At 65.8% G+C, this 11,930-nt stretch carries 11 protein-coding genes; 3 read left to right on the top strand and 8 right to left on the bottom strand.

Annotated elements, in window-relative coordinates; translation table 11 throughout:
- Positions 1 to 28: 28 nt before the first annotated feature.
- Positions 29 to 1,771 (bottom strand): C4-dicarboxylic acid transporter DauA, encoded by a 1,743-nt coding sequence (dauA, locus tag RM463_RS14830; protein WP_195688136.1) that lies wholly within the window; start codon positions 1,769 to 1,771, stop codon positions 29 to 31.
- Between the two features lie 249 nt (positions 1,772 to 2,020).
- Between dauA and RM463_RS14825 the strand changes: the two genes are divergently transcribed.
- Complete coding sequence (locus RM463_RS14825) at positions 2,021 to 2,473, top strand: hypothetical protein (RefSeq protein ID WP_229332980.1); 453 nt, start codon at positions 2,021 to 2,023, stop codon at positions 2,471 to 2,473.
- Positions 2,474 to 2,532: 59 nt separating this feature from the next.
- Here the strand turns inward: RM463_RS14825 and RM463_RS14820 are convergent, their stop codons facing one another.
- From RM463_RS14820 to RM463_RS14790, 7 genes are all read right to left on the bottom strand, one after another.
- Positions 2,533 to 3,294 carry a DUF1499 domain-containing protein gene (locus tag RM463_RS14820; protein ID WP_311430425.1) on the bottom strand — a complete coding sequence of 254 codons (762 nt, stop codon included), beginning with the start codon at positions 3,292 to 3,294 and terminating at the stop codon, positions 2,533 to 2,535.
- Between the two features lie 105 nt (positions 3,295 to 3,399).
- Positions 3,400 to 4,080: a hypothetical protein gene (locus tag RM463_RS14815; protein ID WP_195688134.1), complete on the bottom strand. Its 681-nt coding sequence runs from the start codon at positions 4,078 to 4,080 to the stop codon at positions 3,400 to 3,402.
- A gap of 92 nt (positions 4,081 to 4,172) precedes the next feature.
- A complete protein-coding gene (locus RM463_RS14810; protein ID WP_195688133.1) occupies positions 4,173 to 4,886 on the bottom strand; it encodes a response regulator in 714 nt (237 codons plus the stop codon).
- The gene (locus RM463_RS14805; RefSeq protein WP_195688132.1) at positions 4,883 to 6,319 is read right to left on the bottom strand and encodes an ATP-binding protein; all 1,437 of its coding nucleotides are present in this window, start codon (positions 6,317 to 6,319) and stop codon (positions 4,883 to 4,885) included. The genes RM463_RS14810 and RM463_RS14805 overlap by 4 nt, the downstream gene beginning before the upstream one ends.
- Positions 6,320 to 6,447: 128 nt before the next feature.
- Positions 6,448 to 7,374, bottom strand: coding sequence for a lysine exporter LysO family protein (locus RM463_RS14800; protein ID WP_195688131.1), 927 nt, complete (start codon positions 7,372 to 7,374; stop codon positions 6,448 to 6,450).
- A 96-nt stretch (positions 7,375 to 7,470) separates the two neighbouring features.
- A complete protein-coding gene (locus RM463_RS14795) occupies positions 7,471 to 8,220 on the bottom strand; it encodes a hypothetical protein (RefSeq protein WP_195688130.1) in 750 nt (249 codons plus the stop codon).
- 105 nt (positions 8,221 to 8,325) lie between these two features.
- A complete protein-coding gene (locus RM463_RS14790) occupies positions 8,326 to 9,261 on the bottom strand; it encodes a glyoxylate/hydroxypyruvate reductase A (RefSeq protein ID WP_195688129.1) in 936 nt (311 codons plus the stop codon).
- Positions 9,262 to 9,530: 269 nt separating this feature from the next.
- On the opposite strand from RM463_RS14790, the gene doeA reads away from it, so the two are divergent.
- Both doeA and doeB read left to right on the top strand, forming a co-directional pair.
- A complete protein-coding gene (doeA, locus tag RM463_RS14785) occupies positions 9,531 to 10,730 on the top strand; it encodes an ectoine hydrolase DoeA (protein WP_195688128.1) in 1,200 nt (399 codons plus the stop codon).
- 175 nt (positions 10,731 to 10,905) lie between these two features.
- Complete coding sequence (gene doeB / locus RM463_RS14780; protein WP_311430424.1) at positions 10,906 to 11,919, top strand: N(2)-acetyl-L-2,4-diaminobutanoate deacetylase DoeB; 1,014 nt, start codon at positions 10,906 to 10,908, stop codon at positions 11,917 to 11,919.
- The last annotated feature ends 11 nt before the right edge of the window (positions 11,920 to 11,930 follow it).

Here is an 11,930-nt window from a genome sequence, read left to right as displayed (position 1 = left end):
GCCTCTGGAGCCTACGCAGCCGGGCAGCCTAGCCCGATGAGCCCGACATCCAGCGTTCGGCGAGGCGTAGTGCCTGGCCCTGGTTGGTCACCATCGCCAATCGGCCCGCTTCACGGCGCAGGCCGGCGCGGCGCAACTTGAGGATCAGCGGTGCCGGCAGCCCCACGAATACCAGGCCGATGCCACGCTCATGCAGTTCCTCGGCGAGGGTCTGCAGGGCGACGATGGCGGTGGCATCGAGGCTGGGCACGTCGTGCATGTCGAGCAGCATCACGCGGATCTCCCTATCGACGACCTGCAGCGACGAGATCGCCTTCTCGGCGGCGCCGAAGAACAGCGGGCCGTCGATATCGTAGAGGGCCACTTCCGGTGGCAGATCCATGCTGCCGTCATGATCACCCTCGTCGAGCCGACGAGTCTGGGTCACTTCGGCCATGCGGCGGATGAACAGCGCCGCCGCCAGTCCCATGCCCACCGCCACCGCCAGCACCATATCGAATACCACCGTCAGTGCGAAGCAGATCACCAGAATGGCCACATCGCTGGCCGGGGCACTCTTCAGGGTGTGGGCGAAGTGCCGTGCCTCGCTCATGTTCCAGGCGATGATAAACAGCAGGGCAGCCAGTGCCGCCATGGGCACCAGGGCCAGCACTCCGGAGAGCAGTACCACCGCCAGCAGTACCACCAGGGCATGAATGACGGCGGCCAGCGGGGAGAAGGCGCCACTGCGGATATTGGTAGCGGTGCGTGCCAGTGCCGCGGTGGCGGTGATGCCACCGAAGAAGGGCGTGATCATATTGCCCAGCCCCTGGCCCAACAGCTCGGCATTGGGGTCATGGCGGGAGCGGGTAAGGCCATCGGCCACCACGGCGCACAGCAGCGACTCGATGGCGCCCAGCATGGCGATGGCGAGAGCCGGGCCCAGCAGTTCGCGAATCAGATCAAAGTCAACCACCAGCGGAGTGCCGTCCGGACCGGGAAGCTGCCAGGGCAGCACCAGGCCTGGAGCGAAAGGTGGAATGCCGCTGCCGCTCTCGCCGTGAAGGGTCCAGCTGAAGCGCGAGGCGATGGTGTCGATCTCGATGCCGGCGGCTCCCGCGGCCAGGGCCGCCAGGGTACCTACCGCGAGCCCTACCAGCGGAGCAGGAACCGGCAGCTTGAGTCGCGGCCACAGCACCAGGGTGGCGAGCGTGACCAGGCCGATGCTCAGCTCGGCGGGGGCCAGCTCGGGCAGTGCCTTCAGGATGCGCAGCGCATTGTCCGGCGTGCTTTCGCCAAGCTCGAGCGAGAGCCCCAGGAAGTCCGGCAGCTGCAGCAGGGCGATGACCACGGCGATACCGGCGGTAAAGCCCAGTACCACCGGGTAGGGGACGAACTGTATCAGGCTACCCAGTCGCGCCAGGCCCAGGGCCATCAGGATCAGCCCGGCCATCAGGGTGGCGATCAGCAGTCCACCGATGCCGTGGTTGGCGACGATGGGGAACAGGATCACCACGAAGGCGGCGGTGGGGCCGGAGACGTTGAAGCGCGAGCCGCCGGTGAGGGCGATGATCGCGCCGGCGACGATGGCGGTATAGAGGCCGTGCTGGGGGGGAACGCCGGTGGCGATGGCCAGGGCCATGGATAGCGGTACGGCGACGATGCCGATGGTCAGCCCGGCGAGCAGGTCGCGACGCAGCTCGGCGAGGCCGTAGCCTCGGCGCCAGGCAGCAACAAGGGCGCTGCCAGGAAGCGGAACCCGGTAACCGTTGTTATCGGAGGAGCGAGCCATGGCAACTCCTTTGCTTGCTAAATAGCGGAGCCGTTACGTTACGCCTTTATGTTGCGATGCCGCAAGGTTGCCTGGTTCGCTTAACTGGTGAACCGGACCGGGGCCTTCCTGAATGATAGCCCGTTGTTATTCTTTTGATTCCGCCGGGGCATGGCCAGGATGGAGCGAAGTGGTACCGAGAATGGTCTACGCTGGGCTTAGGTCCATCGGACCCGATCGCTTATCTGAATATGTTAAAAGAGGTGTGAGATGACAACTTCAGCGCTATCCGGCAAGACTCCGCTTCGGTATATGCTGCTCTCACTGCTGTTCGTCGCTCCCTTGGCGATGGCCAACGATGGCCATGACCTGACCTTCGAGGGTGATGATACCTTCAATGGCCCGCATGGCGGCCAGGAGATCCATGCCGCCGTCGTCGACGCCGGTTCCGGCGAGGTGGTAGCCACGAAATCCGGTACCGTCTCCGCCGACGAGGCCCCGGCCTTCTCGTTTGACTTTCCCGGCGTGCTGAAGGAGGACGGCAACTACGAGGTGCACTACTGGATCGACTCCAACTTCGGTGGCGGCAGCGAAGGAACCTGCGATCCCAAGGACACCGACCATCAGTGGAACGTATCGCTGGACGCCACCAGCGAAGCACTGACCCATGAAGACACTCATCGGCCAGCAGAGCAGGCTGATGTCTGCGCCACCTTCGAATAATGTGTTCGGGCCGGCCTGACGGATGTCAGCCGGCCTACCTGCGAGCCCCGAAAGATTAGTTAGTCAGTCGACTCCAGGCGTCGCACCAGGTCGTCCATAAAGGTCAGGATGCGCGCCGCGTTGGTGCCGAGGTCGCTGACCCCCAGACGGGAGGCGGAGCGCATGTCTACTCGAGTGCCGTCATCCGTCTCGTTCAGTCGGATCACCACATCATCCTTGAAACCGAACCAGGTCGTGGTTGCCGTGGCCTCGATTCTTGTGTCACTGACCGCGGCAATCTCCCACCCGGCACTGGCTACCCCGGCTTCGGCGGCCTCTAGTACCGCCTCTAGAGGCGCATCGAGTATCAGTGGCTGGATCGCCGGATAGGCGTCGCGCTGCTGCTGTGCGGTCGTTTGGCCGGGATACTCCACCGCATTGGGCGCGGCCCTGCGTGCCTCGATCAGAGCCACGAAGGCGGGCGGGTCCTGCATATCGGTGGTGATGTCATGGATCGGCGGCACCGCCTGGGCCTGCTGAAGCTGCAGCCAGGGCATGGCGACCAGTGCTCCACCGGCCAGTATCACCAGGCTGCCGAGCAGGGCGGGCATGGCGCGACGAGTGACGAGGGCAATCAGCAGAGCCACCAGACCCAGTCCCGCAGCACCGAGGGCGGTAAAGGCCGCGTAGCGCAGCAGGCCGAAGGCATTCCCCAGGGTAAGCAGATCCATGCGGTAGGCCGGGCCGGAGAGGGCCATCGCCAGGGCCGCCAGGGTGGCGAGGATGCCTCCGGTCAGGGCCATCTTGAAGGCCGGTCCCTGGTGTCTGCGGTCAGTCGTCATTGGCAGGATCCGGTAGCTATCGGTCATCAGCCAGCAGTCATCAGCCAGCATGAAAGGGGGCCGGGTGTGTCCCGGCCCTTTATGATACTGGTTCAGCGTAGCGTATCAGTCGTTGCCATTGCCAGCATGGTGACCGTGACCTTGACCGTGCCCCTTGCCGTGGGCCATGCGGGCGGCCTGCTGCATCTCCTCGAGCTGTTCATCGGTCAGCAGCTCGGCCAGTGCGGCTCGATGCTCGTCGCGCAGCTCCTGGTAAGCCTCGCGACGCTCTTCACGGGAGTCGAAGTCACGATCGCGCAACTCGGCCATCTCGGCATAGTGAGCCTGGCGCAGTTCGCGCAGCTCGTCACGCTCCTCGTCGGAGAGGTCCCAGCCGTCGACCATCGCACGCATGCGGTGCTGCAGATCCTCGGCCGAGGGCTGGTGCCTGTTGGCATGGTGCTCCTCGTGCATCTCGCGGCGTGCCTCGTCGAGAGCGCTCCGCTGCTCGTCACTGAGCAACTCGTCGATACGCTCACGATGCTCCTCGCGCAGCTCGGCCATCGCTTCGCGATGTTCGCGGTGGGCACTCTCGAGGGCTTCGCGAGTCTCCGCATCGAGTCCGGCACGCTCGAAGAGTTCAGCGCGTTTCTCGGCGTGGCGTTCGGCGCGGGCTTCCTGCCACTGCTGGCGGCTCTCGGCATGCTCGCCGGCGCCGGGCGCAGCGCTTGCCTGGAGTGCCAGCGGGGCGATCGCCATGGCGAGGAGGGCGGGGGCAAGCATCTTGCGGTAGCGTCTGGTCTGCATGGGAAGACTCCTGTTTCTCCTAGGTTGACAAGGACTACTCTGCACCGGTCCTGTGCAAGGGTCATGCAGCGAAGGTGCAAAGGTGGTGCAGGTCACTCCTCGGGCTGATACTTGTAGCCGACCCCGTAGACGGAGCGGATCACCTCGCGCTCGGGCCATATATCGGCAATCTTTCTGCGCAGTTTCTTGACGTGGCTGTCGACGGTGCGCTCGGAGACGATGCGGTGGTCCCGGTACATATGATCCATCAGCTGGTCACGGGAAAAGATACGCCCCGGGGCATGCATCATCACCTTGAGCAGCTGGTACTCCACGGCGGTAAGCGAGAGGTCGTGCCCATCCGCCAGGGCACGCCAGCCCTCCTCATCGAGTATCAGGTCACTGCCCAGGGTGTCAGGCTCATTGGCCAGCTGGGTGCGGCGCAGCACCGCCTTGACCCTGGCGACGACCTCTCGCGGACTGAACGGCTTGCAGATGTAGTCATCGGCGCCCAGTTCGAGTCCCAGCAGGCGGTCGACCTCCTCGACCCGGGCGGTAAGCATGATCACCGGCAGGGCAGGCCAGCGCTGACGGATCTCGCGACACAGGGTTAGGCCGTCGGTGCCGGGCAGCATCAGGTCGAGGAGCACCAGCGCCGGTCCCTCGGCGGCCTGGCGCGCCTCCTCCAGCCACGGTAACACGCTGTTGCCATGGTCCAGGTGATGGGGCTCGAAGCCACTGCCGGCCAGGTAGTCGGCCACCAGACGGGCGATCTTGGGTTCATCCTCGACGATCAGGATGCGTTGAGGATGCTCGGCTTGGGTCATGCTCTCTTCTCCTCGAGCGTGGCGTCATCGAGAGGCGGGAAGCTCAGGATCCAGCGTAACCCACCCAGTGGCGAAGGGGCAGCGGTCATCCGGCCGCCGTGGGCCTTCACCAGGGCGGTGGCAATGGAGAGTCCCAGACCACTGCCACCGCTAGCCCGGCTGCGCGACCCCTCGACCCGGTAGAGGCGTTCGGAGAGCCGCGACAGCTGGGAGTCCGGGACCCCCGGTGCGCTGTCATCCCACAGGATTCGGACGCCACGGGGGCCGCTTTCGAGGCTGATGTGCAGTTGCCCGGGGGAGTGCGTGTAGGCGCAGGTGTTATCCAGCAGGTTGCTCCATAGCTGCCGCAGCCGGCTGGCATCACCACGTATCCAGGCCGACTCGGGGATGTCTTGCGCCAGGATAAGGCCGTTGTCGTCGAGCCAGCCGCTGCCTTCGTCGAGACGCTGGCGCAAGCTGTCGGCGATATTGAGTGGTGCCAGCTGAACCTCCAGGGCGCCGGCATCACTTTGCGAGAGCAGCCGCAGGTCGGCGACCAGGCGCTCGAGCTGCTTCACCTCCTGGGAGAGCGAGTGCAGGCTTTCGTGCTCCAGGGGCCGGATGCCGTCCTGCATCGCCTCGATCTCTCCGCGCAGCACCGCCAGCGGTGTACGCAGCTCGTGGGCAATATCCGAGACCCAGCGGCTGCGCGCCTCACGACTGGCTTCCAGGGTGGCGGCGAGGATATTGAAGTCACGCGAGAGGCGAGACAGTTCATCACGGCCGCGCTCTGGCAGGCGGATGCTGTAATCCCCTTCGGTCAGGCGCAGGGTGGCCTGGGCCATGCCGCGGGTACGGCGCCCCAGCCACCAGGAGAGACCGCCGGCCAGCAGCAGCGAGGCCAGGCCGAGAGCGCCGGTAATGATGCCCAGGTTACGCTGCTGGCGGGTCAGGAAGACGTGCTCCATGCGGGCCATCAGCTGCTCCGGCGGGCGGTAACCGAGGGTCCCGACCCGTTGACCCTCGTGCTCGATGGGCAGCCAGTGCAGGGTGGCGGCTTCCTCGTCGTTGTTGGGGGGCAGGCCGATTACCGGCAATCCCTCGGCATCGTGAAGCACGAAGTCCTTGGGGTCGCCCAGTCGCCGCTCCAGCCCCATCGGCGGAGGACCGGCACCTGGCCATAGCTGGTGACGCACCAGACGGTACCAGGCTCGGGGCGAGGCGCGTAGCCACTGCCAGTCGCCGCGGCGTGACCACTCATCGGCGAGACCCTTGACGATGGTCTCGGCGCGCTGGGTCTGGGTCTTGTCCAGATACTCGAGGAAGCCCTGGTCGAGGCTTCGTGACACCGCCAGGAACACCAGGCCCGAGATGGCCACATTCACCGACAGGATGACCACGAACAGCTTGATGCCCAGCCGGGAGATGGCGGGGCGTGGCAGAGTCAGGCGCATGATTGCCTCACCGGGGACAGAGTGGGCCAACAGCATAACCTCGAGCGGCGCAGCCAATCGTCATGCAATGTGCAAACCCCATGCAAGGAGCAAACCCTGTAAACGGTGAAAGCGCCGTGCAAGGAGGCTCACAGCGTCAGCAGGAACAGGATCAGTGGCGGCGACAGCAGGGAGAGCAGAAAGCCGGAGACCACCGCGACCGGCACGCAGCCGACACCGCCATGCTGCTGAATCACCGGCAGGGTGAAGTCCATGGAGGTGGCGCCGCCGTAGCCGATGGCCAGGGCGGCGTGTCGGCGGATCACCAGCGGGATCAGCACGAAGGCGACGAGCTCGCGGGTCAGGTCGTTGAAGAAGGCGACACCGCCCAGTGCCGGCCCCAGGGCATCGCCCACCAGAATGCCTGACAACGAGTACCAGCCAAAACCGGCGGCCATGGCCAGCCCCTCGTTCCAGCGCAGGTCCAGCAGTGGGGCGGCGAGCAGGCCGCCGACGAGCGAGGTGGCGGCAAGGGTGAGGGCAATGGCCAGGCCGTGGTGATTGAGCAGGATCTGGCGTAGCGGCATGCCGGAGTTGCGCAGCTGGCAGCCGATCAGGGCCAGCAGGAGATAGAGAACCCACTCGGCCAGGGTCTCGGCCATGGCGTGGAGCGGCAGGTTGGTCAGTCGGTCGGCGGCCAATCCCAGCGCCACGCCGAGGACTACCACACCGACCAGGGCCAGCGAGCCGGCCATGGCAGCGAGCTTGCTGGTCGGGGCGCCGGGCACCACGCGGGCGGGGTCGGCGGTGAGCCCCAGGCGCCGCGACAGCCACCAGAGCCCGGCCAGGTTGCAGGCCGATGTCACCACGAACAGCGTCAACGCCTGGCCGCCCATGCGTGACAGCTGCCCGGCGAGATTATCGAGGCCGGCGAGGCTGAAGCCCATCAGCAGCAGGATGCCATAGACCGAGGCATTGACCCCCTGGTTGATCGCCGTCAGCACGGTGGGGTGACGGACCGGTATCAGGTAACCCGCTACCAGGGGCAGCAGCACGATCAGCAGGCCGCTCAGCATGGAGACTCCCTTCCCTATATTGGCCGCCCCGTGGCGGCGCCTCGAAAGCGGCTACTCTAGCAGGCGCACTCGAGGCGCCCAACCGCTGAAGTGACATTAGTCAGGGAGGGTCAGCCTGCTCAGTCTCAGCTGGCTGCGGCGCTTGCCATCACGATGATAGTCGACCGACAGCAGCAGCCCGGGAACCTCGGGGTGGAAGCGGAACAGCAGCCTGCGATCCGGTTCGTCGACCTCCCAGGCTTCGGCCGTGATCGCCTCGAAGCTGCCCGCGGGCAGCGTGATCCGTGAGCGGCCCTGAGTGTGGACCCTGAGGCGCTCTTCGCGCCCCTTGTGATCCAGGTAGCGGATATCGCAGGGGCTGTCGGCACAATCGCCACTGATGATACGGCGGGAAAACGCGAAGAGAGCCGTCTGACGATCCGGCAGCGCCTCGAGAGGCTCGGCATCGAGTTGATAGCTGTCACCGACGCCCAGCAGTGCGTAGCCACTGGCGTAATAGAGCGACTGAACCCCCTCGTCCTGGAGCATGAATCGGCCGCGCTCACTGCCGCGGGCGACCTGGATATTGGTCTCCATCAGGCTTTCCCAGTAGTCCCCCTCCCGGCTGAGACGGTGGTCGACATAGGCGGCCGGCCAGCCCTCGACCTCGAGGCGGTAGCGCGCGCTGAAGGGCCGCGGGGCTATCGAGTGGGCAGAGGCAGCCTGAAGGGGGGCGCTATGCTGGGGTGAGGGCGACGGTGCCGGTGCATTGGCCAGGGCCATCAGCGGCAGGCAGGCGAGCAGCCAGGGCGCCAGGCAGGCCAGCTGGCCGCCGCGCCGGGACCACCGTATGGCACGCTGGGACATGGTCGCTCTCCGTCATGGGAAAAGAACAGGCCGGCAGAGGCCTGTTGCCTAAGAGGCCTGGCCCAGCCTGAAGTTCCCCTTTGCCGGAGGGTGCCGGCCGGGCCTTCAGTAGCCGGCCCCGGGGTCCACCGTCTCCAGGGGCTCGCCGGCTTCGAAGGCCCGCAGCGCCGAGACCACCTGATCCAGAGCCACCTCCAGTGGTGTCGGCCCGGCCATGTGCGGGGTCACCCACACCCGCGGATGGGACCAGAGCGGGCTCGTCTCGGGCAGGGGCTCCTCGGGAAAGGCATCGAGGAGGGCGCCGCGCAGCCGTCCCTCGACAGTGCCGTCGCCGAGGGCGTCGAGCAGGGCCGCCTCATCGATCAGGGTGCCTCGCCCCGGGTTGATCAGGCTGGCGCCCTCGGGCAGCAGGGCGAGGGTTCGCGCATTGATGATGTGCCGGGTGGCGGCAGTGTCGGGCAGCAGCAGCACCAGGCTCTTCACCTGACTCAGCAGCGCCTCCAGGCCGCTATCGCCGTGGTGGCAGGCGATGCCATCGAGATGCTTGGGCGAACGGCTCCAGCCATGGACCGGGAAGCCGTCGGCGGCCACCATGGCCGCCACCTTGGCCCCGATGGCCCCGAGCCCCAGCACGCCTACCGGCCAGTCGGCCTTGTCGCACATGGTGTGCTCCCGCCACTCTCGTGCATGTTGCTGGCGATGGTAGCGGTCGAAGTCGCGCTGGAAGTGCAGCAGGCCATAGCGCACATAATCGCCGATCGGCTCGGCCATGCCGGCGTCGCGTAGCTTGACGATGGGCACTCCGGTCGGGAGCCGGGGGTTGTTCAGCAGGGCATCCACCCCGGCGCCCAGGTTGACGATGCCCTTGAGCGATCCGAGCTCGCTCAGCAGCGACTCCGGGGGCTTCCACGCCGCCAGGTAGTCGGCTTCGCGGCGCTTGGCGGCCGGTGCTGCGCTGGTGAAGACCTCGGCCTCGGGGAGTCGGGCCGCCAGCGCTTCCTGCCAGCGCCTGGGCTCGTCGTTGTGGACCAGTACCTTCATGTTTCCTCCCGGGTGACGTGATGCCTCCATCATCTACGGAGCGGTGACCATGAACAAGCCCGTTACCCCGGGGCTCTCAACATAAGGAAGTGCTTGACCCTCTACCATGGGTAGGCAGTAACCTTCATGCTATGGGGCACCCCCCACTGCCTGGTGCGACTGAGCGGCCCGAAACCGTTCAGGCATCTCGTCAGTGATCATGACCCTGGCCCGGCCTTCTCCTCGTCGAGAGGGCCGATTTTCTTGATGTTGCTTTGGCGAGTGGCCCAATGACCCAGGTAAACCTGCCCTTCACTCGAGAGGAATATGCCACCCGACTGTGGAAGGTACGTGCCGAGATGGCCGGTCGTGGCATCGATGTGCTGATCGTCAGTGACCCCTCCAACATGGCCTGGCTGACGGGCTATGACGGCTGGTCATTCTATGTGCATCAGTGCGTACTGGTCGGACTCGAGGGCGAACCGGTATGGTATGGCCGTCGCATGGATGCCAATGGGGCCCTGCGCACCTGCTGGATCGATGCGGACAACATTACCTACTATCCGGACTACTATGTTCAGAATCCGGACATGCACCCCATGGAGTATCTGGCCCAGTCGATCATGCCCGATCGTGGCTGGCACGAGGGGGTGGTGGGCATGGAGATGGATAACTACTACTTCTCCGCCAAGGCCTATCAGAGCCTGCTGCGTGAGCTGCCCCACGCGCGTTTCATGGATGCCAATGGCCTGGTCAACTGGTGCCGTGCCATCAAGTCGCCCCAGGAGGTCGAGTACATGCGGGTGGCGGCGAAGATCGTCGAGGGCATGCATTCGCGTATCCTCGAGGTGATCGAGCCGGGGTTGCCCAAGAGCAAGCTGGTCTCGGAGATCTACCGGGTGGCCATCGAAGGGTACCGGGATGAGCATGGCCAGGTATTCGGCGGTGACTATCCGGCCATCGTGCCGATGCTGCCGACCGGCCAGGACGCCGCCGCGCCCCACCTGACCTGGGACGATACGCCCTTTCGCAAGGGCGAGGGTACCTTCTTCGAGATCGCCGGGGTCTACAAGCGCTACCATGCGCCGATGTCGCGGACTGTCTTTCTGGGCAAGCCCCCGACGGAGTTCGTGCGTGCCGAGTCGGCCCTGCTCGAGGGCATCGAGAGTGGACTCGAGGTGGCCAGGCCCGGCAACCGCACAGCCGACATCGCCATGGCGCTGGGCGCGGCCATGGACAAGTACGGCTTCGACCGGGGGGGCGCGCGCTGTGGCTACCCCATCGGCATCAGCTACCCGCCGGACTGGGGCGAGCGCACCATGAGTCTGCGCCCCTCCGACGAGACCATCCTGCAGCCGGGCATGACCTTCCACTTCATGCCCGGCCTGTGGGAGGACGACTGGGGCCTGGAGATCACCGAGAGCATCCTGATCACCGAGAGCGGCTGCGAGACCCTGGCCAACTTTCCGCGCCAGCTCTTTGTACGCTGAAAGAATGCGATAACCGCCAGGTGAGGGGCGCCGGGGGTAGGCCAAAGGGGAGGTCCGAGGACCAGGGATGGCCGAGGTAGCGCCCAGGGACGGGTTCACAGCGCCTCCCCGCAGGCCTGTCGCCGGTTAAGCCCCGAGCGGCTGCCTGCTAACACAGAACAAGGAGTTTCACACCATGACCAAGCGTCCCAGCCCCATCAGCGCCACCGTCGACTTCGACGCCGACGGCGTCCAGCACGGCTTTCTCAAGCTGCCCATCTCGGTGGACGACTCCGCCTGGGGGGCGGTGATGATCCCGGTTACCGTGATCAAGAACGGCGAGGGTCCCACGGCCCTGCTGACCGGCGGCAACCACGGTGACGAGTACGAGGGCATCACCTCGCTGCTCAAGCTGTCGAGCGCGCTCGAGGCCGAGGAGGTCAACGGCCGGGTAATCATCGTGCCATGCATGAACCAGCCGGCGGTGATGGCCGGCAAGCGAACTTCCGGCCTCGATGGCGGCAACCTCAATCGCAGCTTCCCCGGCGACCCCGATGGCAGCGTGACCGAGAGGATCGCCGACTACTTCACCCGGGTAATGGTGCCGATGAGCGATGTGGTACTCGACCTGCACTCCGGTGGGCGCACCCTGGACATCATCCCCTTCGGCGCCTCCCATGTGCTGGATGACCCCGAACAGCAGCGCAAGGCCCTGGAGGGTGCCAAGGCCTTCGGTGCGCCCTACGCCATGATCATGTTCGAGCTCGATGCCGCCGCGCTTTTCGATACCGCGGTGGAGAGCCAGGGCAAGATCTTCGTGGCCACCGAACTGGGCGGCGGCGGCACCTCCACCCCGGAGAGCCTGGCCATCACCGAGCGCGGCGTGCGCAACTTCCTGATCCACTATGGCCTGCTGGAAGGGGAAGTGGAGATGCCCGCCGAGCCTCAGGTCTATCTCGATATGCCCGATGCCAGCTGCTACGTGCAGAGCGAACACAGCGGTGTGCTGGAGCTCTGCTTTGCCCTGGGCGAACGGGTCGAGAAGGGCGAGGTGGTGGCGCGTGTCTATGACATGACGCGCAGCGGCACCGCACCGGTGGCGTATTACGCCAATCGCAGCGGTGTGCTGGCGGCGCGGCGCCACCCGGCGCTGGTCAACATGGGCGATACCATTGCGGTGATCGCCGATATCGTCGACTCCCTGGATTGAGGCGACCAGCA

The organism is Halomonas sp. LES1 (assembly GCF_031846005.1).
Taxonomy (GTDB): Bacteria; Pseudomonadota; Gammaproteobacteria; order Pseudomonadales; family Halomonadaceae; genus Halomonas.
This window is presented reverse-complemented; position numbering and strand designations above follow the sequence as displayed.